This window comes from Microbacterium sp. PI-1, assembly GCF_004337555.1.
GTDB lineage: Bacteria > Actinomycetota > Actinomycetes > Actinomycetales > Microbacteriaceae > Microbacterium > Microbacterium aurugineum.
In genome coordinates this window covers 115662-137241 of record NZ_SJYZ01000001.1, presented here as the reverse complement: position 1 = coordinate 137241, position 21580 = coordinate 115662, and the positions used below count along the sequence as shown (strand labels likewise).

General features: G+C 68.0%; 17 protein-coding genes, 2 tRNA genes and 1 pseudogene. 9 read left to right on the top strand and 11 right to left on the bottom strand.

The window, feature by feature from the left end:
- The first annotated feature begins 109 nt into the window (after positions 1-109).
- Together E0W80_RS00635 and E0W80_RS00630 are read left to right on the top strand one after the other, a co-directional pair.
- The gene (locus tag E0W80_RS00635) at positions 110-1405 is read left to right on the top strand and encodes a PLP-dependent transferase (protein ID WP_131490918.1); all 1296 of its coding nucleotides are present in this window, start codon (positions 110-112) and stop codon (positions 1403-1405) included.
- Positions 1402-2714: pseudogene (locus E0W80_RS00630) on the top strand (LLM class flavin-dependent oxidoreductase). The gene E0W80_RS00635 and the pseudogene E0W80_RS00630 overlap by 4 nt, the downstream one beginning before the upstream one ends.
- Positions 2715-2732: 18 nt before the next feature.
- Here E0W80_RS00630 and E0W80_RS00625 read toward each other — a convergent pair.
- Entirely contained in the window at positions 2733-3230 is a 498-nt protein-coding gene (locus E0W80_RS00625; protein WP_131490917.1) for a DUF427 domain-containing protein, read from the bottom strand.
- Positions 3231-3266: 36 nt separating this feature from the next.
- Here E0W80_RS00625 and E0W80_RS00620 point away from each other — a divergent pair, with 36 nt between their 5' ends.
- Entirely contained in the window at positions 3267-3863 is a 597-nt protein-coding gene (locus tag E0W80_RS00620) for an LON peptidase substrate-binding domain-containing protein (protein WP_131490916.1), read from the top strand.
- Between the two features lie 23 nt (positions 3864-3886).
- Here the strand turns inward: E0W80_RS00620 and E0W80_RS00615 are convergent, their stop codons facing one another.
- Positions 3887-4891, bottom strand: coding sequence for a TerC/Alx family metal homeostasis membrane protein (locus E0W80_RS00615; RefSeq protein ID WP_131490915.1), 1005 nt, complete (start codon positions 4889-4891; stop codon positions 3887-3889).
- A 267-nt stretch (positions 4892-5158) separates the two neighbouring features.
- On the opposite strand from E0W80_RS00615, the gene E0W80_RS00610 reads away from it, so the two are divergent.
- From E0W80_RS00610 to E0W80_RS00595, 4 genes are read left to right on the top strand one after another with little or no spacing between them, the layout of a single operon-like run.
- The gene (locus tag E0W80_RS00610; RefSeq protein ID WP_047523939.1) at positions 5159-5719 is read left to right on the top strand and encodes a sigma-70 family RNA polymerase sigma factor; all 561 of its coding nucleotides are present in this window, start codon (positions 5159-5161) and stop codon (positions 5717-5719) included.
- Complete coding sequence (locus E0W80_RS00605) at positions 5716-6846, top strand: DUF4349 domain-containing protein (RefSeq protein ID WP_131490914.1); 1131 nt, start codon at positions 5716-5718, stop codon at positions 6844-6846. Before E0W80_RS00610 ends, E0W80_RS00605 begins: the two co-directional genes overlap by 4 nt.
- Before the next feature lie 60 nt (positions 6847-6906).
- On the top strand, positions 6907-7455 hold the full coding sequence (locus E0W80_RS00600) for a helix-turn-helix domain-containing protein (RefSeq protein ID WP_047523937.1): 549 nt from the start codon (positions 6907-6909) through the stop codon (positions 7453-7455).
- On the top strand, positions 7455-8702 hold the full coding sequence (locus tag E0W80_RS00595; protein WP_131490913.1) for an MFS transporter: 1248 nt from the start codon (positions 7455-7457) through the stop codon (positions 8700-8702). Before E0W80_RS00600 ends, E0W80_RS00595 begins: the two co-directional genes overlap by 1 nt.
- Before the next feature lie 55 nt (positions 8703-8757).
- Here the strand turns inward: E0W80_RS00595 and E0W80_RS00590 are convergent.
- A tRNA-Glu gene (locus E0W80_RS00590) sits at positions 8758-8830 on the bottom strand.
- A 150-nt stretch (positions 8831-8980) separates the two neighbouring features.
- On the opposite strand from E0W80_RS00590, the gene E0W80_RS00585 reads away from it, so the two are divergent.
- Positions 8981-9619, top strand: coding sequence for an MBL fold metallo-hydrolase (locus tag E0W80_RS00585; RefSeq protein WP_131490912.1), 639 nt, complete (start codon positions 8981-8983; stop codon positions 9617-9619).
- Positions 9616-10146 (top strand): GNAT family N-acetyltransferase, encoded by a 531-nt coding sequence (locus E0W80_RS00580; protein ID WP_227991616.1) that lies wholly within the window; start codon positions 9616-9618, stop codon positions 10144-10146. Before E0W80_RS00585 ends, E0W80_RS00580 begins: the two co-directional genes overlap by 4 nt.
- Here E0W80_RS00580 and pepN read toward each other — a convergent pair.
- The 8 genes from pepN to gltX all read right to left on the bottom strand — a co-directional run bounded on the left by pepN (position 10143) and on the right by gltX (position 21540).
- A complete protein-coding gene (gene pepN, locus E0W80_RS00575) occupies positions 10143-12641 on the bottom strand; it encodes an aminopeptidase N (RefSeq protein WP_131490910.1) in 2499 nt (832 codons plus the stop codon). The two genes, E0W80_RS00580 and pepN, sit on opposite strands and share 4 nt — an antisense overlap.
- Before the next feature lie 12 nt (positions 12642-12653).
- Entirely contained in the window at positions 12654-13652 is a 999-nt protein-coding gene (locus E0W80_RS00570; protein WP_131490909.1) for a DNA topoisomerase IB, read from the bottom strand.
- A 90-nt stretch (positions 13653-13742) separates the two neighbouring features.
- Positions 13743-14237, bottom strand: a complete 495-nt coding sequence (locus tag E0W80_RS00565) for a hypothetical protein (RefSeq protein WP_047523932.1) — start codon at positions 14235-14237, stop codon at positions 13743-13745.
- A 9-nt stretch (positions 14238-14246) separates the two neighbouring features.
- Complete coding sequence (locus E0W80_RS00560; protein WP_131490908.1) at positions 14247-17618, bottom strand: SbcC/MukB-like Walker B domain-containing protein; 3372 nt, start codon at positions 17616-17618, stop codon at positions 14247-14249.
- Positions 17615-18277: a DUF4194 domain-containing protein gene (locus E0W80_RS00555; protein WP_047523930.1), complete on the bottom strand. Its 663-nt coding sequence runs from the start codon at positions 18275-18277 to the stop codon at positions 17615-17617. The genes E0W80_RS00560 and E0W80_RS00555 overlap by 4 nt, the downstream gene beginning before the upstream one ends.
- The gene (locus tag E0W80_RS00550) at positions 18270-19733 is read right to left on the bottom strand and encodes a DUF3375 domain-containing protein (RefSeq protein ID WP_131490907.1); all 1464 of its coding nucleotides are present in this window, start codon (positions 19731-19733) and stop codon (positions 18270-18272) included. Before E0W80_RS00550 ends, E0W80_RS00555 begins: the two co-directional genes overlap by 8 nt.
- 130 nt (positions 19734-19863) lie before the next feature.
- Positions 19864-19935 (bottom strand) — tRNA-Gln (locus tag E0W80_RS00545).
- A 99-nt stretch (positions 19936-20034) separates the two neighbouring features.
- Positions 20035-21540: a glutamate--tRNA ligase gene (gene gltX / locus E0W80_RS00540; RefSeq protein WP_131490906.1), complete on the bottom strand. Its 1506-nt coding sequence runs from the start codon at positions 21538-21540 to the stop codon at positions 20035-20037.
- Positions 21541-21580: the final 40 nt, after the last annotated feature.

Below are 21580 nucleotides of genomic sequence, written 5' to 3'. Positions count from 1 at the left end.
CCCATAAGAAGAAGGAGCACGGTCCGCATGACGTCAGATTACCACCGCTCGGCCGTGCTCCGATCCGCCATGACACTCTGTTGAGCACCGAACGACCGAGAGGCACCGCATGACCGTCGCACACCCCCGCTTCGCCACCCGCGCGGTCCATGCGGCGCGCGACCGGGAGACCGCCGCATCGCGCGCGACACCGATCTACCTGACGGCGGGCTTCGAGTTCGACGACTTCGATCACGCGGCCGACCACTTCCGCACCGGAGCGGGCTTCGGCTACACCCGCACCGGGAACCCGACCGTCCGCGCCGTGGAACGCCAGCTCGCCGCGCTGGAGTCGGGCGCGGACGCCGTGCTCGTCGCCAGCGGCCAGGCGGCGGTCGCCACAGCCCTGCTCACCGTCGCGGCCGCCGGCGACCACATCGTGTCGTCCACGCACATCTACGAGGGCACCCGGGGCCTGCTCCTCGACAACCTCGCGCGGCTCGACATCGAGACGACGTTCATCGACGACATCGCCGACCCGGACGCCTGGCGGAGCGCGATCCGCCCGAACACCCGCGCGCTGTTCGCCGAATCGATCGCGAACGCCCGCAACGACGTGCTCGACATCCGCGCCGTCAGCACCGTCGGGGAAGAGTTCGCGATCCCGCTGATCGTCGACAACACCCTCGCGACACCGGCGATTCTGCGCCCTCTGGAACACGGCGCCGCGATCGTGGTCCACTCGGCGTCGAAGTTCCTCGCCGGGCATGGTTCCGTGCTGGGTGGCGTGATCGTCGACGACGGACGCTTCGACGCCGAAGGCGCAGGCCACAACGCGCCCCATCTCGTGCTCCCGGGCCGCGGCGACGCGGCCAGCGTCTTCGCGCGCCACGGAGGCCGCGCTCGCATCGCCTATGCCCGGGAGTCGGTGGCTCCGCGATTCGGCGCCTCGCCCTCCCCGTTCAATGCGTTCCTGATCGGCCAGGGCGTGGAAACACTCGGACTGCGCGTGGAGCGGCAATCCCGCAGCGCCCTGCAGATCGCCCGCTGGCTCGAAGAGCATCCGGAGGTGGAAAGCGTCGACTACGTCGGCCTGCCGTCGCACCCTGACCACGCGACCGCGAACCGGTACCTGGAAGGCGGATTCGGCTCGGTGTTCACGTTCACGCTCCGGGGCGGCCTCCCGGCAGCACGACGATTCGTCGAGCAGGTGCAGGTGTTCACGCACATGACGCACCTCGGCGATGTGCGATCCCTGGTCCTGCACCCCGGGACGACGAGCCATGCTCAGCGCACCGAGCAGGAGCGCGAGGGGCTCGGCGTGCGTGCGGGCACGCTCCGGCTCTCGGTGGGCATCGAGGACCTCGACGACCTCCTCTCGGATCTGGCACAGGTGCTCGAGGGCGTGCGGGAGACGGTGGCATGAGCCGCCTTCAGCACTTCGGCTGGTTCCTCGCCCGCGGCTTCGGGCCGCAGGGCTGGGGGTACCCGTCCCTCGACTGGGATTACGACTGGACGCGTCCCGAGGTCTATCAGGAGGCGGCACGGACGCTCGAGCAGGCGGGGTTCGACCTGGTCATCATCGAGGACGCGCCGTCGCTGGGTTCGCCCTCGACGATCGACCTGCGCGTGCGCCACGCGTTCGGCGGGCCGAAGCACGATCCGCTGCTGTTGGCCCCCTACCTCTTCCAGGCGACGAGGCATCTCGGTGTGGTGCCGACCGTGAACCCTGCGGCGCACCTCCCCTATACAGCGGCGCGCCAGTTCGCGACCCTGCAGCACGCGAGCGGACATCGGCTGGGACTCAACGTGGTCACCGACACCGGCAGCGCGCGTCACTTCTCCGACGCCCCGCAGCTCGGCCACGACGAGGCGTACGACCGCGCCGAGGAATGGCTCGCCGGGATCCGTGCCCTGTGGCACAGCTGGGAGGACGGCGCCCTCATCGCCGATCGCGCGACCGACGTGTTCGCCGACGGCTCGCGGCTGCGCGCTGTCGAGCACCGTGGCGAGCACTTCGCCTTCGACGGCCCGCTCAACGCCCTCCCCTTCACCGACGGCGACCCTGCGATCGTCTCCCCGGAGGTTCCGGTCGCGGGCTCGGGTTCGCGGGCGCGAACTCCGATGTGCAACTCGCCCTCGCACCGCTGAACGAGAAGTCGGTGCGCGACTACCGCTCCCGGGTGCACGCGGCTGCCGTCGCCGAAGGACGACGCCCCGAGGACGTCAAGGTCCTGTTCGCCATCCAACCCGTGATCACGCCGTCGCGCGAAGAGGCGGATCGCGTCGTGGCGGCCTCCGCGCACCCCGACGACGGAGCACTCCTGCAGATCGCCCGCAAGCAGTCCAGCGATCTCGAGACCGATCTGACCTCCCTCGATCTCGACGAACCCCTGCCTCCCTCGCTCTTCGGCTCCCACGTCTCGCGCGGCAGCATTCAGCGTCTGATCGGCGACCGTGGAGAGGACGCCCCGTTGCGCGCGCACCTGACGGCGCTCGCCCGGACCGGACGGATCAGCGATCGGACGGGCTTCGTCGGAACCGCGGACGAGTTCGCCGACCTGATCGAAGAGCTCGGCGAATGGGGCAACGACGGCGTGCTGCTGTGGGGAGACTTCCATCCGGTCACGCTGCATCGCACGCTCGACGAGCTCGTGCCGATCCTGCGCCGTCGCGGCATCCTCCGCCGGGAGTACTCGCACGGCGGCCTGCAGGCGAACCTGCACGCGTTCTGACCGGCCGTCAGGCGACCGTCACCAGCCCAGCGAGCCCGGCCCGCCTTTGAAGGGACCGACGACGGACGAGGTGACCCACCCGCCGTAGTACCCGCCGGGTTGCGGTACCACGACCTCGCCGCCGACCGTGCACTCGTCCATCGGCGCGGCGTAGACGGCGACCCGATCGGTCAGCATCTCGAAGCCCGGAGAGGGATGCGGGTAGTTCCAGGCCGCCCCCTGGCGCAGGGTGTCTCCGCTGCGCACGTCGAAGTAACGGGCGGCCCCCTTGAACTCGCAGAACGACGAGCCCGAGGCCTCGACCAGTGCGCCGGGGACGAAGTCGGCCATCGGAAGGTAATACACCGGAGGGTGACTCGTCTCCAGCACACGCACGGCATCGCGGGTGTCAGCGATCAGGTTCCCCGCAAGGCGGATGGTGATGCGCTCGCCGACGGGCTCGACGCGCGGCGGCCTCGGGTAGTCCCAGACGGACTCCTGACCGGCGGCGGGGATTTCGGGGCGAGGTCTGCGCATCTGTTCACTGTACGTCTCTCGGTGTTGACTGGTGCCATGACCGCCCTCCCGATGTTCCCGCTCGGCTCGGTGGTGTTCCCGTACACCCCGCTTCCGCTCCGCGTGTTCGAGCCGCGCTATCTCACCTTGATCGGGCGGCTTCTGGACGAGGATGACCCGCGATTCGGTGTCGTTCTCATCGAACGCGGCCAGGAGGTCGGTGGGGGCGACCAGCGCCGTCGCATCGGGACGACCGCGCGGCTGGTCAGCATCTCCACCGGCGCTGACGCGCTGGTCGCCGTCGCCGTCGGCACCGAGCGGTTCTCGGTCGACGAGTGGCTGGCTGACGAGCCGTATCCCCGAGCCGAGGTCACGCCGCTGCCGGAGCTCGACTGGAACGACCAGCTCACCCCGATGCGCACGGAGGCCGAGGCCATCGTGCGGCGCACCCTCGCACGCACGCCCGAGGCCCCGTGGGATTCCGGCACGGAGCTCTCGGACGATCCGATCGCCGCGGCATGGCAGCTCGCGGCGATCGCACCTCTCGGCGAGTACGACAGATACGCCCTCTTGCAGTCCGCCACAGTCGGGTCGCTGCTCCGTCAGATCATCGACCTCACGCTCGAGGCCGAGCTTCTGTGGTCAGACGAGTGAGACGTCGGCGACGCTGAGGGAGCTCACTCCGCCGGCGTCGCGACCCTCGCCGCTCGCTTCTCCCGCGAGGAGGCGATCAGGCTCGCGATCGTCGCGATGGTCATCGACGCCAGGATCACCCCGAGCGAGACCATGTTGCTGATGTCGGGCACCCATTCGACGTGCTCGCCGCCGTTGATGAACGGCAGCTCGTTGACGTGCAGGGCGTGGAGGATCAGCTTGACACCGATGAAGCCCAGGATGACGGCGATGCCGTAGTGCAGGTAGCGGAGACGGTCGAGCAGGTCGCCGAGCAGGAAGTAGAGCTGACGAAGACCCATGAGCGCGAAGATGTTGGCCGCGAAGACGAGGAATCCGTTGGTCGTGATCTCGAAGATCGCGGGGATGGAGTCGATCGCGAAGATCAGGTCCGTCACCCCGATGGTGATGAAGACGATGACCATCGGGGTCCACATGCGCTTGCCGTCCACCGTGGTGCGGATCTTGGACCCGTCGTACGTCTCGCTGATGTCGATCCGACGCCGCAGCAGGCGGACGACGAAGTTCTCGCGCTGCACCTCACCCTCGTGGTCTCCGTCCGGCATGGCCTGACGGATCGCCGTCCAGATGAGGAACGCCCCGAAGATGTAGAAGATCGGCGAGAAGTTCTCGACGATCGCGACGCCCGCGAGGATGAACAGGCCACGCAGGATGAGGGCGATGATGATGCCGACCATCAGCACCTGCTGCTGGAGACGTCGCGGCACCGCGAACTGAGCCATGATCAGCACGAACACGAACAGGTTGTCGATCGACAGGCTGTATTCCAGTGCCCAGCCGGTGATGAAGTCACCCGCATTCTGCCAGCCGCCGACGTTGCCGAGGAGCACGGCGAAGAGGAGCGCGAGGCCGACGTAGAACACCACCCAGAGGGTGGACTCCTTCGTGGAAGGGATGTGCGGCCGCAGCCGGATGAGCAGCAGATCGGCGATCAGGATGATCGTGAGGACGACCATCGACGTGATCTCGAACCAGACAGGGATTTCCAACGGCGCACTGCACCTTTCGCGAAGGGTCGGGAATGACTCGAAAGTCTCTCCCCCGCACAGTGGTGCGTCGCGCGCCCGGAGCAACGATGACGGTGCTCGTGATGACGTTACGCGCGGATCCGGGATACTCCCTCTCGCTCGGGCCATGCTACCGGAGTGCTGGGAGCGTGGGGAACCGCCCACGCGGCGGACATCGACGGAACAGGATCTGAGACGATGAGGACTCCGTCGACACTTCCCGGGTGAGAGACACCGAACGGAATCAGGATGCCCGTGCAGACGAGTGATCAGAAATGGGCGGCCCAGGCCGCGGCAGGCGACGAGAGCGCCTTCCGCGAGCTGTACCGCGCGCATGTCCGGCCGGTCTACTGGATCGCCCGAGGGATACTCGCATCGGCCGCCGATGCGGAGGATGTCACGCAGGAGACGTTCGTCGTCGCCTGGCGGAAGCTCCCCGCCCTCGACCTCCAGGGCGAATCGATCCTGCCGTGGTTGGCGACGATCTGCCGGTTCCAGGCCGCGAACCGGCTCCGCCAGCAGCGACGCGATCAGGCGCACACCGCCGAAGCCGTGGATGCGACGCTGTTGCCGGACACGATCAGCGTGGAGGAGCAGGTCATCACGGCTGAGCTCGCCGCACGGATCGCCGCCGAGGTGGGCACCCTGAACGAGCTCGACCGGGAGATCTTCCGACTCTGCGCGTCCGAGGGCTACGCCTACCACGCAGCCGCCGAAGAGTTGGGCATCACCCACGCCGTCGTCCGAAACCGTCTCTCCCGCGTGCGCACCCGACTGCGCGGTACCGTCCAGGAAGCGAGAGACGCATGAACGATCAGAACCCCCACGGCGAGCTGCCGGTCGTGTCGGACGAGACCATCGCCCGCATCGAGGAGTCGGTGTTCGCCGAGATCGCCGCCGAGCGTGCGCCGGTGAACCTGGCTGCGGCCCGCGCACGCACGCGACGACGGCGCTGGCTGACAGGCGGCGGCATCGCCGCAGCCTTCGTCATCGGCGTGCTCGTGACTCCCCCGATCCTCGGCGCGGTCGGCGGCTCCACTTCGGTCACCGCGGGTGGATGGAGCATGTCCGGGGATGCCGCCACCGACGCTTCCTCCTCCTCGCCCGACCGCATGGCCGAGAGTGTTCCGGAGATGCTCGCCGAAGGGACCACTGATGCGGGCGGCGCCGTCGAAGGTGCCGTCGATGGCGCTGTCGACGGCGATCGGGAGATCATCGCCACCGCACAGGCCACGGTTCAGGTACCGAGCATTCCCGAAGCCGCGACGACCATCGCCGCACTCGCCGCCGACCACGGCGGATACGTGGAGAGCACGGAGATCGGCAAGGCGGCCGCGATGGACGGCACCTCCGAGCCGGCGCCGGCCGACTCCGCGTACGGGTGGATCAGCGTCCGAGTGCCGTCCGATGACCTGCCGGAGGTGATCGCCGCGCTCGGCGACGTCGGGGACGTCCTCTCCTCGTCGACGTCGAAGCAGGATGTGACCTCGATCTCCATCGATCTGCAGGCGCGGATCGACTCGACCAGAGCATCGGTCGATCGTCTCACCGAGTTGATGTCGCAGTCGGGCAGCGTGTCCGAGTTGATCGAGGCGGAAGTCGCGCTGACCGATCGGCAAGCGCAGCTCGAGTCGTACGAGCAGCAGCTCGAGGCACTGCAGGACCAGGTGGCGATGTCATCCCTGCAGGTGCAGCTGACCCGGGAGAACTCTCCCACCACTGCTGACCCCGCTGGATTCAGCGACGGCCTGCTCGCCGGATGGAACGGCCTCGTGGTCTCGCTGAACGCGCTCGTGGTCGCGGTCGGATTCATCCTCCCGTGGCTGGCGATCGCCGGAGTCGTCATCCTGATCGTGTGGCTGGTCCGCCGGTCGCGCCGGGCCCGTCGCGCCTCGCACGCGACAACCGGAGACCGTACGGACGCCGACGAAGCCTGATTTTCCGGGGTATACAAGAAGGCTTGTGCGTCTGCACGGGCGGGATTAGCGTCTTCTCCCGTGGAAGACATCTCCGTGATCACCGCCGTGCACCATCCGTTGCGCCGCCGCATCTACGACTACCTCCTCCTGTACGGGACGTCTCAGGTGACGACGCTCGCCCGCGCACTCGAGAGCCAGGTCGGCAGCATCAGCCACCACCTGCGCATGCTCGAGCGAGCGGGGGTCGTCGAGCGCGTTCCCGACCCGGACGGTGACAAGCGCACCAGCTGGTGGGCTGTCGCACGGAGAGGGTTGACCTGGTCGACCGACGACTACGCGGACTCCCCCTCCGACGCCCTTCTCGCTCGAGAGGCGCAGCGCCAGGGCATCCGGATGCAGATCGAGCGACTCCAGCAGTGGCACAGGCACCGACACGATCCTGCCTACGTCGGGTATGACGGCTCCAACACCGAGACCACGACCTGGGCTTCTCCCGATGAGTTGCGAGATCTTTCCGCTCGACTCCTGGCGACGATCCGCGAGTGGCAGGACGGCATCGATCTCGCGGACGACCAGTCGCGCACGCCCATCTTCGTGTTCGCCCACGCCTTCCCGACGGTGCCGTGATGGCCACCCTCAGCGAGCCGACGGTGCTCCTCACTCCCCCGGAGTTCCGACGCGACCACCGCGTGCACGCATGGATCGGCGTCAAGGCCCTCTCCGACGCGGGGGATGCACTCTGGACGATCGCACTCGCCTGGACAGCCGTGCAGATCGCGTCGCCGGCCGTCGCCGGCCTGATCGTCGCAGCCGGGACCATCCCCCGGGCGGCGATCCTGCTGTTCGGCGGCGTTATCGCCGACCGTGCCGATGCGCGGCGGATCATGCTCTTCTTCACCATCCTCCGCGTGGGCGTGCTCGTCACCGTGGCCGTGTGGGTCCTCACAACGCCCCCATCCGTGGCGATCCTGCTGTTCGCCGCGATCGCGTTCGGGGTGTGCGACGCGTTCTACGAGCCGTCGGCGGGCACCATCGCGCGACAGCTGGTCCGACCGACGGATCTACCGTCGTACGGGGCGGCCGCGCAGACTGCGTCACGACTCGGCACCATGGGTGGCGCGGCGATCGGCGGGATCATCGTGGCGCACGCCGGCCTCGTCGGCAGCGCTTCGCTGAATGCGCTGACGTTCGCGCTCGTCGCCGCCTTCATCGCGATCTGGTTGCGACCGCGGTTCCGGCTCGCCCGGGCCGAGAAGGAGTCGGCGCTGCGCGGCATCGCGCGAGGATTCGCGCACCTCTCCGCGAATCCGACCACGCGCACCCTCGTGATCGCGCTGTCGGGTCTGAACCTCGCCGTGGGGCCCGCTGTCGGGATCGGCCTCGCGTTGCGCGCACACGCCGAAGGCTGGGGCGCGCAGGCGGTCGGCCTCTTCGAAGCCCTCCTCGGTCTGGGCGCGGCGATCGGAGCCGTCTCGGTCGCGAAGTGGCGACCCCGCCACGAAGCGCGCGGTGGCTTCTGGGCCCTGGTGGTCCAAGGGGCAGGGATCGTCGCCCTCGGGTTCGGGCCGGCCTGGACAGTGGCGACGGCCGCCTTCGTGATCGGAGCGACAGCCGGATACGCCTCAGTCTTGCTGAGCGCGACCTTCTCAGCCACCGTCGACACCGCCTATCTCGGCCGGATGGGGTCGCTGACCCGATTGGGAGACGACTGCCTGATGCCGTTGGCGATGGCGGGGTTCGGCGCGCTCGCCTCACTCACGAGCCTGTGGGTGCCGTTCACCCTGTTCGGCGGCGCGATGATGGCGCTGATGATCCTGCCGCTGAGCAACAGGACCTTCCGCACGATGGCGCTTCGCTCGGCCCCGGCGGAATGACGGCCTCTGAAACGCGAGAAAGCCTCCGGCGAACCGGAGGCTTTCTCGTGTTGTGTGACCCCAGCGGGATTCGAACCCGCGTTACCGCCGTGAGAGGGCAGCGTACTAGGCCGCTATACGATGGGGCCGTCTGGCGAAACGTTTCCGTCGCGCGACAACCGTTCAAGTATGCCACGGCGTTTCTCCGTCCGCAAAATCGAGGCCGCCTCCTCGTGACCCCCGGGCGTGGCGCGCGAAATCCGTTTGCCGTGGAGCAGACGAAGGAGTTGACTCATCTCATGCGCGTCACCAAGTTCGAACATGCTGCTCTCCGTCTCGATGCGAACGACAGGACCCTCCTGATCGATCCGGGGTCCTTCACGGCACCCGTGAACGATCTCAACGATCTCGTCGGGATCGTGATCACGCACGAGCATCCCGACCACTGGACCCCTGAGCACTTCGACCGTCTGCTGCGCATGGCGCCCGGCACCCCGATCTTCGCGCCCGCCGGCGTCGCGCGCGCGGCAGAGGGCTACGACATCACCGTGGTCTCCCCCGGTGACACCGTCGAGGTCGGCGGTTTCACTCTGCGTTTCTTCGGCGGCACGCACGAGGTCATCCACTCATCTCTCCCCACCGTGGAAAACGTCGGCGTCCTCGTCAACGACGAGCTCTACTACCCCGGCGACTCCTACGCCGTTCCCGAAGGCATCTCGGTGGGCACTCTCGCCGCGCCGCTCGGAGCGCCCTGGTTGAAGATCGGCGAAGCGATGGACTACGTGCTCGCCGTCGCGCCACGCCGCGCCTTCGGCACCCACGACATGACGCTGTCGGTCATCGGCAAGAACATGCACCGGCAGCGCCTGCAATGGGCCACCGAGCAGGGCGACGGCGAGTTCTTCGTGCTGGAGCCCGGCGACACCCTCGACCTGTGACCGGCGCAGCACGCCGACTCCTCCCCTCGCCGACCGCCCGCCTGCGCTTCCGCGAGATGAGGGAAGACGACCTCGATCAGATCGCCGAGATGCTCGGCGATCCGGAGGTCATGGCCTTCTACCCGGCCGTGAAGACGCGCGCGGAGAGCGCCGAATGGATCGCGCGGATGCAGGAGCGCTACCGGGAACACGGGCATGGGCTCTGGGTGATCGAGACGCACGACGGTGAGTTCATCGGGGACTGCGGTCTGACCTGGCAGTCCGCGAACGATGCTCCGGTGCTGGAGGTCGGCTATCACGTCCGTCGCGCGAGTCAGCGCCGGGGCTACGCGACGGAAGCCGCGAGGGCATGCGTCGAACTCGTCGCCCGCGAACTCGCCCCCACCCTGCTGACGGCGATCATCCACCCCGCCAACACCGCGTCGCGCGGGGTCGCCGAGAACCTCGGCATGACGCACATCGACGACGACCGCGCCCACCCGTGGATCGTACGTACGGTCATGGGCATGCAGGTCGCCCCGGCTTAGCCCTCGGCGGACGCGTCCTGTGCGGCGCGTACCCGGAGGTCGCGTTGCAGGTGATCCCGCTGCTCGACGACCAGGCGACGAAGTGCGGCCGGGGCGGCCTCGTTGTCCGAAAGCCAGGCGTCGACGGGGCCGAGGGTGTCGCCCGCAGGGAAGAACCCGAGGACCAGCCTTCGAGCGATCTCGATGCTGCGTCCGCTCCATGCCGCACCGATACGGCGGAAATACTCCTCATCGAAGCTCGCGATGAGGTCTCGGCGTCCCCCGGCGCGGAAGCCGTCGATCTCGGCATCCAAGTGGTCGTTGCTGAGCGATTCGTCATTCCACGCCGACTCCCACGCGCCGCGTCGCACGGCGGTTTCCGGGCGCGAGGCACGTGCGCGCCGCGCCGCCGTGCGCCCACTCCCCGTGTCGTCGCGTTCCTCCTCGGCCGCGATGTCTGCGAGGTCGGCATGCCCCGTCGCGACGAGTGCCGTGAGGAGCTGCCAGCGCAGGTCAGGATCGACGACGAGACCCTCGGGCACGTCCCCGTCGAGCAGTGCGCGCACCCGTTCGCTGTGCACATCGTCGAACGCGGAGGCCGTCGCCAGAGCCCGCGCCCACGAGAGCTGCGCGTCGCTCCCGACGTCCGCGGCCTGAAGCGCATTCCACACGGAGTCGGTCCAGGTGCGCTGCTCGTCGTCGCGCCGGGCGGGTGCGACGAAGTGCCGGATCGTGTGGACCGCATTGGCCAGGACGCCGGACAGGAGTCCGCTGTTCGACTCCGCCGGAGCATGCGTGCGCACGATCGCGAGGTAGCGCGTCGCGCTGAGCTCGCCGTCGCGGGTGGCGTTCCACAGCGACGACCACACCAGGGCGCGGGCCAGCGGGTCTTCGATCGACGAGAGGGACTCCTCGACGGTGCGCAGGGACGCCTCGTCCAGTCGCGCCTTCGCATAGGTGAGATCGTCGTCGTTGAGCAGCACCAGATCGGCGTCATCGAGCTCCACCTCGGTCCGTTCACCGAGCAGATCGAGTTCCTGCTGGTCCTTCCGGACGATGCGACCATCTTCGCGCCCGTAGAGCCCGATGCGGAGCCGGTGCGGGCGGGGATCCGTCTGCACGAGGAAACGGCGCTCGTCGTCGTCGCTCTCCAGCCGGATCGTCGACACGCCGGAGGTCTGCAGCCATGACGCTGACCAGTCGCTCATGTCACGTCCGGACACGGCACTGAGTTGCACGAGGAAGTCGTCCAGAGTCGTGTTCCCGAACGCGTTCGCCGCGAAGTAGCGACGGGCGCCCTCGAAGAACGCCTCGTCCCCGACGAACGCGACGAGCTGCTTCAGCACCGCAGCACCCTTGGCATAGGTGATGCCGTCGAAGTTGAGTTTCGCGGCTTCGAGATCGGTGATATCCGCCACGATCGGGTGCGTCGTCGGCAACTGATCCTGCTGGTAGGCCCACGCCTTGCGACTCGCGGCGAACTTGACCCACGCGTCATGGAAACGCGTCGCGACGGCGGACGCGTGTGCGCCCATGTAGTCGGCGAAGGACTCCTTGAGCCACAGATCGTCCCACCAGGTCATGGTCACGAGGTCGCCGAACCACATGTGGGCCATCTCGTGGAGGATCGTGTTGGCACGCGCGGCTCGCTGCGCCTCGGTGGCTGCCCCTCGGGACAGGTATGCCTCGGTGAAGGTGACGAGCCCCGGGTTCTCCATCGCTCCGAGGTTGTACTCGGGGACGAAGATCTGGTCGTACTTGCCCCAGGGATACGGGTAGGCGAACGCTTCCGCGAAGAAGTCCAGCCCCTGCCGGGTCACCTCGAGGATCTCCTCGGATTCGAGATACGGGGCCAGGGAGCGGCGGGCGAAGACTCCGAGGGCGACCTGTTCCTCGCCGCGCTGCCACTCGCCGTCCACCCGGGTATAGGGGCCGGCGGCGACCGAGGTGATGTAGCTCGAGATCGGGAGAGTCGGGGCGAACTCGACGCGCTGCACGCCGACGCCGAGGTCCGTGTGCGTCGGTGACTGGTTCGAGAGCACCTCCCACCCGGACGGCGCGTCGACCACGAAGGTGTAGGACGCCTTCATATCCGGCTGCTCGAAGCACGCCATGACCCGGCGCGAGTCGGCGGGCTCGTATTGCGTGTACAGATACGTCTGGTCGTCGGCGGGATCGTGGAAACGGTGCAGTCCTTCGCCCGAACGGCTGTAGGCGCCGACCGCTTCGACCCGGACGACGTTGGACGGGCCGAGCCCGACGAGGGAGATCCGTGCGCCGTCATAGACGACCTCCTGCTCGACACCGTTCAGGACGACGCGGGTGACGGCCTCACCGATGAAGTCGAGCCAGGTCGCTTCGGTGGACGCGTCGAATTCGAGCGTCGTCACCGTCGGGAACCCGGTGCGAGCCCGCTCGGGGGCGCCGGTCAGGTCGAGCTCGACGCGAATGCGGTGCACGGTGACCGCTGCGGATCGCGCTGCGGTCTCCTCGCGGGTGAGGTTGGCTGTATCCATGTATCCATCCTGTCATCCGGATCGCCGCGTCCTCTTCCGCGACGTCGCCGGTCCGCCCAGCAGTCGGCGGATGGCCGTCTCGGGCGACACGGAGATGTCGAGGGTGCGCCCCCGCGCATACTGCGTGAACACTCTCGGATCGATGTAGCTGCCGCGTGCGACGGCGGTGGTGTTGCCGAGTGCGGTCGCCGCGGCCTGCACTGCGAGCCGCTCGGCCTGCTTGCGCTCGCTGCGACGATCGAGTTCACCGATCCGGGCCAGGGCGTCGGCGGCGATGATCGTCCCGTGCAGAGTCCGGAAGTCCTTCGCCGAGAAGGAGGAGCCGGTGACCTCGCGCAGATACGCGTTCACTTCGGCCGGGCTGATGCGCACACGGCGGCGGCCGCGCCGATAGGCCAGCAGGAAGGCTCCGGACTTCCCCGCGGCGAAATCGGTCAGGGCGTCCGCGAGCGCCTCATCGGTGATCTCTATCGATGCGGTGCGCCCGCTCTTGGCGGGGAACGACAACGCCACCTCGCTCCCGGCCACGCGCACGTCACGACGTCGCAGGGTCGTGAGACCACGGCTGCCGTGACGCACCAGGTACCGCTCCGAGCCGATCCGGAGTGCCGCATCGTCGAGCAGGCGGAAGGCGATCGCCAGCGCGCGCTCCTTCGTCTGTCCGTCCTCGCGGAGAGCCCGTGTCACGCGTGCTCTGGCACCGGGAAGCGCAGCGGCGAGTTCGAGAGCGCGGACGAACTTCTTGCGGTCGCGGCTGACGCGCCACAGCGGGTGGTAGAGGTACTGTTTGCGGCCCGCCTCGTCGACCCCGACCGCTTGGATGTGCGCCAACGGATCCGCAGCGATCCAGACGTCGCGCCAGGCCGGCGGAATCACCAGATCGTCGATGCGTTGCCGATCAGCTTCCGGGGCTGTCTCTCCCCCGGGACCCGCATACCGGAACCCCGATCCGGATCGCCGCCTGCGGAACCCGGGGTCCTCCCCCGGAACCACGCGGTTCAGTCTCGCCATCCGCTCTCCCTCCTCGACCCTCTCGCCTCGGACGAGGATGCCGCCTCGTCACGGCCGGCGATAGGGAGTGGCGTCGCGGCCCTGTGCGTGCTATTCGTCGTCGGAGGGAGGTGCGGCGAACGCACGACGCATGTGGTCGCTCGTCAGGAAGTCGGCGATACCGATCATGATGAGGCTGAAGATGATCTGCTCGGAGACCATCCACAGCGGATACAGGCCGGGGATGGCGGCCATCACGAGCGTGATGATCGGGAAGATCTGCGCGAACAGACGCAGGCGCTGATACGCCCAGCGCCACCCGCGCCGCGCTCGCCACGCGAAGTAGAACAGCGTGACGGTCATCGCGAGGACCACGAGCGTCCGCATCCACACCGCGAATGAAACGGGCTCTCCGTCGACCGCGAGCACCAGCGCCACGACGACCGCCCCGACACCGATCACGAGCTCGACGACGAGAAGCCAGAGGATCCACGCGAAGGCGCGCACCGTCCGGGGGTGGGTGCGGTCGGCCTCGCTGATGGCGACGCCGGCGTGGCGGCCGCCCGCGATCCGATCGAGACGGAGGAAGAGGGGTTCCAAAGCCATGTCTGGAGCCTAGGCGTTCCGATTCTCGGTGTCCTCCGGCAGGCCCACCTTCGCCTTCGCCCACGACCGCCCGTGCGTGTCCTTGAGGATGTCGTACTCGACATCGACGTGAGGCTCGATCGCGCTGTACTTGTCGTTCGGGGCGCCGATCACCAGCTGGAAGCCGAGACCTCTCCACGCACCGATCGCGCGCTTCGTGAAATGCGCATCGGCCTTGATCAGAGCCTCGTCCATGAAGACCGGGGCGTAGCGCGGTCGAGCCGCGCCCGCGTCTCCGAGCTGGTACCGAAGAGCGGCGCCGACGATGAACGCGACAAGCTCCTGCGACTCCCCTCCGGACTTCTCGCCGATGTGGTCGTAGAGCGCGACATGCGAACGCGTGGCGGCGTCCACTCTCTCCGCACTCACCCGCACATGGTTCCTCACGTCGATCAGCTCCGCGAAATCGGGGGCCGTGCGACGCATGCGTGCGATCAGCCGGCTCATCTTGCGGTAGACGGTCTCACGCTCCGCATCCGTCGACGCCGCATCGATGAGTCCGCGGACCTCACGGAGCTCCCTGCGGAACCGCTTGCGCGCCTCCGTCTGGTTCTCCCGCGGGGTGATCTGCAGCCGATGGTCATCGTCGTAGAACGGGAGCTCCTCCATGATCCTGTTGATGGGATCGATCCGATCCTTGATCTCTCGGAGGGAGCGGCTGAGCGTCGAGTCGAGGCTCGTCAGATCGTTTCCGGACAGCTTGAGGAGACTGTCGCGCCACTCGGCTTCGAGCTCATGCAGCCCGTTGGTCTGGAGCGCTTCGAGGATGCTCTCGAACTCGCCGACCGAGGCATCCGGATCGGGGAGGATCGTCAGACTGTCCCAGCGTTCGAGGAACCCGGTCATGAGTCGACGCATGCTCTCCCGCTGCTGCTCGTGAGCGTCGGCGGCTTCGCGGCGCTCCTCGAGGAGGCGCTGCGCGGCGGTCCGGAGCGCTGTGTCGAGATGCGACAGTCTCTGAGCCGCCGTCGGTGTGTCCCCGGTCTCCGCATGCAGGAATCGCCCGTCGAGGAAGGCCGCGTGCCCCTCCTCCAAGACGGTCCCCGACGACGCTGCCGCATCGATCACGGTCTGGCAGGTGTCGACGTCATCGGTCACCTGCCCCCACCGCTCCTGCGTCTGGGCGAGCTCATTGCCCAGACGCGCCTCGTCGTCGCGGAGGCGACCCGCGCGGGCCCTCAACTCCTCGGCCTGGCTCTTCAGCTGCGCGATCTCGGGACTGGCCGTCGTCACCTCGGCTTCGACCGCGAGCCAGCGCTCCTTCTCCGCTTCCACGGCGACGACATCGATCTGCTCCCAGGTGAGGTCCTCGATCTTCGCGAGCGCGGTGGAGGTCGTCTCGATCCGGTCGAGCGCGGCCTCGGCCTCCTGCGCCGCCGCGGCGGCGTCCTCGTATCGCTCGGCAAGTCGGCGGAGTTGCTCGTCGAGTTCCCGCAACCGGCGTTCGTTGGTGAAGCCGAGCACATTGGCACGGCCCTGACCGCCGTGACCGCCGCGGCTTCCCTGAGATACTTGACCGCTGATCGTGAGCGCCTTCTGGTGTTCGCTCAGCTGCGAGGGGGAATCCACGCAGACGTACCCGTAGCGCTCCTGCAGTCTCTGCTGCAACCAGCCGGTGAAGGGCGATGGCAGGTAGTCGAGCCGGGCGGGAAGCGACTTCGGGTCAGCCGGGCGCATCTCGGGCAGTCCGACGTGCACGCCTTCGTAGTTCAGGCGCTCGGGAGTGCGGACCGCGTTGATGGCGGAGCGGAACGTCGCCAGGTGCTCGGCATCGATCAGCAGCGTCCGGGCGAAACTGCCGAGAGCGAGGTTGAAAGCCTCACGCCAGGGCTCGAACTCGGTCCGCAGCTCGATGAGCTCCGCCACGAAGGGGAGCTCCGACGGGGAGAGACCCACCGCTTCGGCGAGCAGAGCCCGCGACTCGTCGAGACGCGCCGGGATGCTGCCCCGCACGCGGCTCGTCCGCTCGCGTTCCTCCCGAACACCGCGCATCTCCGTCTCCGCGGCTCTCCGAGTCGTCTCCGCGTCGGCGAACGCAGCCCGTGCCCCGCGGCTGTCGGACTTCGCCGACGCACCGCGAGCCTGGGAGACGAACGCGTCGAACTGCGCCGCGGTTTCGACCTCTGCGCCGAACTCGCGGACGATGGCGTCGAACTTCGCCCGTTCCCGGCGGACGTCCTCGAGCCGGCGTTCCGCGACGCGGAGCTCGCGCTGTGCGGTCTCGAGGCGATCGCCGCCGGACTGACGGAGGACATCGAGGAGTCCTTCGCGCTCGAGATCGGCCGCGTCGACGAGCGCACGCTTCTCGCGGACGGCGAGGCTCAGGGCACGCGCACGGTCACCCAGTTCGACCTCCACCTCGCGGAGCAGATCCAGACGTCGCTGCGCATTCCACAGAGCGGCGAGCGAGGACGGGTCGGTGAACACCCCGACCTCGTCGATCACCCTGACGCGCTCGGCAGCCGCGGCGATCCGATCCTTGATCGCCCGGATCGGTTCGAGAGCGCTCACCTGCTGCTTGGCGGTCAGCATCCGGGTGCGCGTGCTCTCGAGCTCGTCGAAGTGCGCGACGACGGCGTCTGCGGTGGCCATGGTCTCGGGCTCTTCCAGGACGAGCTTCTTGTAGAGATCGTCGACCGTCGTGATCTGCTGTCCTGCCTGGATGCGCGCCAGTAGGCTGATGGCCTTCGAGCCGGAGCCCGCGGCACCGATCCCGAGCACGGCCTGCAGCCGCGCCGAGAACTCACGGTCGGTGGCGAGCGTCTCCAGCCCGGTCCCACGCACCGCCGCATCGGACAGGCGCTGCGCGGCCGCCTGCTCCAGCAGTCCCAGGTCGAAGGCGCCGCCGACCGTCGCCCGCACCCGGGTCGTGTCTTCCAGAGTGCGCGCGTCCGCCGGGATGTACCACGCACGCACCGCGGTGAACCGTGACCCGTCGTGATCCAGCCACGTCGTGGCGATCGCGCTCCAGGTGTCCTCACCGTCACCACGCAGCACGCGCAGTTTGGTGCCGTCCTCGGTTCGGGACTCGTCGATCTTCCCGCGCCCGTAGGAGAGGATGTTCCGCTGCTCCTCGCCCCGGGGGCGCCCGGTCACGCCACCGTTGGACGCGCCGTTGAACGGTGTCGTGTGCGGCATCATGAGCGCGATGTACGCGTCCATCAGCGTGGACTTCCCCGACCCCGAACCGCCGCAGAGCAGGGTCGCATCCGGGGAGAAACGCACGCGGTGAGGGCCGCCGTCATAGCCGCCCCAGTTGATCAGCTGCAGTTCCTCCGCCACCCACTGCTGTCCTCGGGACCCCGAGGGAATGAGTCCGAACAGCGTGTCGACCATCGTCATCGTTGCACCACTTCCTGCGACCGCAGCCAATCCCGGAGCTCCTTGAGCGTCTCCGCGCTCAGCACCACTTCGACGAGCGCCGTGATCCGATAGCGACCACTCGTCTCCTCCTGGATGATCCCCTCACGGTCGAGACGATCCATCGCGTTGCGAATCGCCTTCTGCTGTCGGGCGGTCCCTCCGTCGACATCCGTGAAGTAGCTCAGCACCGTCTGCTCGAGATCTTCGATGTCGATACGGACGGAGGCCTCACCGGCGGCGGACTCCCGCTGATAGACGGTGCGCAGGTGCACGAGCACCAGGGTCTCCGCACGTGTGTACGGCGCATCCTTGAGGAGAACGGGCATGTCGATCTCATCGGAGCGGAGTTGCTGCTTGTACGCGAACCCCCGGCCGTGGTCGATGACCAGGCGGAGGTACAGGTCGTTCAAGCGCGACTCGATCACCTGCTGATGGTCCAGCAGCAGGGTCCACTCCCGACGGTTGCGCTCCGCAGCGATGAACCGGCGCTGAAGGATGTGCACGAGCACTCGTCGGATCTCCGGATCGAGCGTTCCCCGATCACCGGCGAAGTGCTCCTCGATGTCGTCTTCCATCGGAACCGGCGCGATGAACGGCTCATCGAGCGGCGCCTCGGTCGCGAGGCTCTGTTCAGGCATGTGCATCTTCCTTCGGGTTGCGCGCCGTGACGGCACCGAACGCGAAACGTCGTGTCGAACCGTCCGGACGCAGGGCTTCGACCACCGACACCTCGTCGCTCTCGGTCATGCCGTTGCGGTGTGCGATCTCGAGCAGACCGAGAAGGTCGACGGGGCGGCGCGTGTCGTCCGCGGCTGTCGTGAACGCCGCGGCGAGGTCGAACTCCTCGCCGAGAGCGGAGACGTGTTCTTCGAGTTCGGTGTATCTCGGGCCTCCCCAGGCGCGACTGTCGACGTCGAGGAACTCGACGTCGACGGCGTCCGTGAGGGGAGCGGGGGCGGCGGGAGGGCGAATGCTGCTCACCGTTTGCCGGAGGTGTCCGAGGTCGACGAGCGGGAGGCTGCGCACCGGCGCTGCGCTCGCGCCCGTGCCGTCCCAGACGTGGAGGGCGGCGATCACATCGCGGAGCAGGTCGTCGATCTGACGGTCCCGCAGCGGATCGTGCGTCTTCACCTGCCCGGTGATGACGTGCGATGCGCGGCGCTGCGCGGCCAAGACCTCCTCGACGCCGAGTTCGACCCGGCGTCCGATGGCATCGAGATCGGCGCGCTGGTTGCTGTCGAGCTTGCGTGCGAACGGCTGCCGGAGCAGGCCGTGGAGTTGCTCGGACAGCGCGTCGATGCGCTCCGGGTCACCGATCAACCGCAGCGCCCCGGCGAACGCGCGCCCTTCGGGGGTGGAGTTCATGACGTCCTGCGCGCGCTGCAGATACTCACGGAGGACCTCGCCCGTCGGACGCTCGTCGCGACGCAGGTGGGCGACGACATCGCGCTGCATGAGCTTCAGGGACTCGGCGACGCGGGTGAAGTCCGCCGGGAGTTCGCGAGCCAGATGCAGCACGTTCTCCGCCTCTTCGAAGAGCTCTTCATCATCGAGGGGATCCGCCTTGCCGGATTCCTCGATCCGGGCGATCTCCGCGTCGAGTGCCGTCCGCTCCTCGCGAAGGCGCGTGAGTCGTCGCTCCGGATCGGCCTCCGCGCTGTCCGCCAAGTGCTCCACGGCCTCGAGGAGCGTGCGCACGCGGGAGTTCGAGACGCGTGTGCGTCCACCGCCCGTCCGGCCCGCGATCTCCAGCGCCTCCACCGCATGCGCGGAGAGCCGATACACCTCGACGTCGTCATCGATCTGCTGGACCAGCCAGCCCAGGCGCACCCAATTCCTCGAGACATCGCGTCCAGTCCCCGCCGGTGTCCGCCGCTCATCGTCGTCGTCGTCCGCGCCCCTCAGCTCCTCGAGGATCTCGGAGAGCTCGGCATGGGCATCCGCGATCGGGATCGACGGCCGGTCAGCCGTGAACAGCAGAGAAAGCGAGGCGACGACGAAGGGAGCGAACCGACCGTGGAGCAGATCGAGGGTCGGAGTGCGGAAAGCGGTGACAGCGCGGGAGTATGCCGATTCCGCTCGTGTTCCTGTCACACATTCACATTAGTCGCGACGTCGGTCTTCCTCGGACGCGACGCGGGGGGATGCCGTGCGACGACCGGCCAGCTGCGCACGATCGCCCGAACACGAAGAAACCCCCGTCTGAGCGGGGGTTTTGATCTTGCTGGGGTACCTGGACTCGAACCAAGAATAACGGAACCAGAAACCGTCGTGTTGCCAATTACACCATACCCCAAGGGCGAAACCAGGGCCTCGCACCGAGAATCAAGCCTACCCGAGCGGCGGCGGAACACCAAAACCGGTGCCCTGTGCCGCCGCCCGGGCGCGTCGCGGTTCAGCCCGCGAGGAACGTGGAGAGCGACCGCAGGCGTCGCAAGGACTCCTCCTTGCCCAGCAGCTCCATCGACTCGAACAGCGGTGGCGAGACCCGTCGGCCGGTGATGGCCACCCGCGGCGGGCCGTAGGCGATGCGCGGCTTGAGCTCGAGCTTCTCGACGAGCTCGGCGGCGAGGGCCTCTTGGATCTTCTCCGGCGTGAAATCCGTCACCGGTTCGAGCGCGGTGACGCAGGCGTCGAGCACCTCGGCCGCATTCGCCGGAAGGCCCTTGAGCGCGTCCTCGGCATACGAGACCTCATCCGTGAAGAGGAAGCCGACCATCCCCGGCACCTCACCCAGCAGCTGCACACGCTCCTGCACGAGGGGCGCGACGCGGAACGCCATCACCAGCTGCTCATGCGTGGGCTCATCGAACAGACCCGCGGCGGCGAGGTACGGCACGGTCCGCTCGGCGAAGTCCTTCTCCCCCAGCATCCGGATGTGATCGCCGTTGATCGACTCGGCCTTCTTCTGATCGAAGCGCGCCGGGTTGGGGTTCACGTCGGTGATGTCGAACGCGGCGGTGAACTCATCGAGCGAGAAGACGTCGCGGTCGGGACCGATCGACCACCCGAGCAGAGCCAGATAGTTGAGCAGCCCCTCGGGGATGAACCCGCGCTCCCGGTGCAGGAACAGGTCCGCCTGCGGGTCGCGCTTGGAGAGCTTCTTGTTGCCGGTCTCCCCCAGCACCAGCGGCATGTGGGCGAAGCGCGGCACGAAGGTCGTCACACCTGCATCGATCAGTGCCGCGTACAGCGAGAGCTGGCGCGCGGTCGAGGGCATGAGGTCTTCGCCACGCAGCACGTGGGTGATGCCCATCAGCGCATCGTCGACCGGGTTCACGAACGTGTACAGCGGCACGCCGTTCGGACGCACCACCACGAAGTCGGGGAACGAACCGGCGGGGAAGGTGACCTCACCGCGGATCAGGTCGACGTACGTGAGGTCCTCATCCGGAACACGCAGGCGGAGAGCGGGCTGACGGCCCTCGGCACGGAACGCCTCCTTCTGCGCATCGGTGAGGTCGCGGTCGAAGTTGTCGTAGCCGAGCTGCTTGGCGCGACCGGCGGCCTCGTTGCGCGCATCGATCTCCTCCGCCGTGGAGTAGCTCTCGTAGAGGGCTCCCGTGGCGATGAGCTTGTCGATCACCTCACGATAGATGTCGTGACGCTCCGACTGCCGGTAGGGCGCATGCGGACCGCCGACCTCGACGCCCTCATCCCAGTCGATCTTGAGCCAGGTCAGCGCGTCCACCAGCTGGCGGAAGCTCTCCTCGCTGTCACGCGCGGCGTCAGTGTCCTCGATGCGGAACACCATCTTCCCGCCGTTGTGACGGGCATAGGCCCAGTTGTAGAGAGCCGTGCGGACCATGCCGACATGCGGCAGACCGGTCGGCGAGGGGCAGAAGCGGACGCGGACGTCGGCACCACTGACAGTCGTGGTGAGAGGATGAGGGGTAGCCATAGCCATTCGATTCTACGGGGACAGCGCTGGGCGCCGTCGG

Coding starts and splice junctions, on each gene's coding strand:
- E0W80_RS00635 (WP_131490918.1), top strand. CDS start 110: ATGACCGTCGCACACCCCCGCTTCGCCACCCGCGCGGTCCATGCGGCG.
- pepN (WP_131490910.1), bottom strand. CDS start 12,641: ATGGATACAGCCAACCTCACCCGCGAGGAGACCGCAGCGCGATCCGCA.
- E0W80_RS00555 (WP_047523930.1), bottom strand. CDS start 18,277: ATGCCTGAACAGAGCCTCGCGACCGAGGCGCCGCTCGATGAGCCGTTC.
- E0W80_RS00610 (WP_047523939.1), top strand. CDS start 5,159: ATGCCCGTGCAGACGAGTGATCAGAAATGGGCGGCCCAGGCCGCGGCA.
- E0W80_RS00570 (WP_131490909.1), bottom strand. CDS start 13,652: ATGGCGAGACTGAACCGCGTGGTTCCGGGGGAGGACCCCGGGTTCCGC.
- E0W80_RS00595 (WP_131490913.1), top strand. CDS start 7,455: ATGGCCACCCTCAGCGAGCCGACGGTGCTCCTCACTCCCCCGGAGTTC.
- E0W80_RS00605 (WP_131490914.1), top strand. CDS start 5,716: ATGAACGATCAGAACCCCCACGGCGAGCTGCCGGTCGTGTCGGACGAG.
- E0W80_RS00565 (WP_047523932.1), bottom strand. CDS start 14,237: ATGGCTTTGGAACCCCTCTTCCTCCGTCTCGATCGGATCGCGGGCGGC.
- gltX (WP_131490906.1), bottom strand. CDS start 21,540: ATGGCTACCCCTCATCCTCTCACCACGACTGTCAGTGGTGCCGACGTC.
- E0W80_RS00585 (WP_131490912.1), top strand. CDS start 8,981: ATGCGCGTCACCAAGTTCGAACATGCTGCTCTCCGTCTCGATGCGAAC.
- E0W80_RS00560 (WP_131490908.1), bottom strand. CDS start 17,618: ATGACGATGGTCGACACGCTGTTCGGACTCATTCCCTCGGGGTCCCGA.
- E0W80_RS00620 (WP_131490916.1), top strand. CDS start 3,267: ATGACCGCCCTCCCGATGTTCCCGCTCGGCTCGGTGGTGTTCCCGTAC.
- E0W80_RS00625 (WP_131490917.1), bottom strand. CDS start 3,230: ATGCGCAGACCTCGCCCCGAAATCCCCGCCGCCGGTCAGGAGTCCGTC.